We start from the raw sequence: 233 nt of genomic DNA, 5'->3' as shown, positions 1-233 counted from the left end.
TTTTCTTCCAAACTCGATATAAAATTGGGGCATATTCTTGAACCCAACGGTAGACCGTTGAATGATGAACGTTTACACCACGTTCCCTTAATATTTCAGATATATCACGATAACTCAATGCATATCTCAGATAGTAGCCAACGGCTACAGTGATAACATCCTTGTTAAATTGTTTATATCTGAAATAGTTCATACAGAAGACTCCTTTTTGTTAAAATTATACTATAAATTCA

The 233-nt window shown here is 33.0% G+C and carries 1 pseudogene; it reads right to left on the bottom strand.

The window, feature by feature from the left end:
• Window positions 1–193 (bottom strand): annotated as a pseudogene (locus CD126_RS11360) (IS6 family transposase); the annotation flags it as partial.
• Window positions 194–233: the final 40 nt, after the last annotated feature.

Origin of the sequence: Staphylococcus pettenkoferi, assembly GCF_002902685.1 — a bacterium.
GTDB classification, from domain to species: domain Bacteria; phylum Bacillota; class Bacilli; order Staphylococcales; family Staphylococcaceae; genus Staphylococcus; species Staphylococcus pettenkoferi.
The sequence above is the reverse complement of the archived record's forward strand: the minus strand, read 5'-3'. Positions and strand labels throughout refer to the sequence as shown.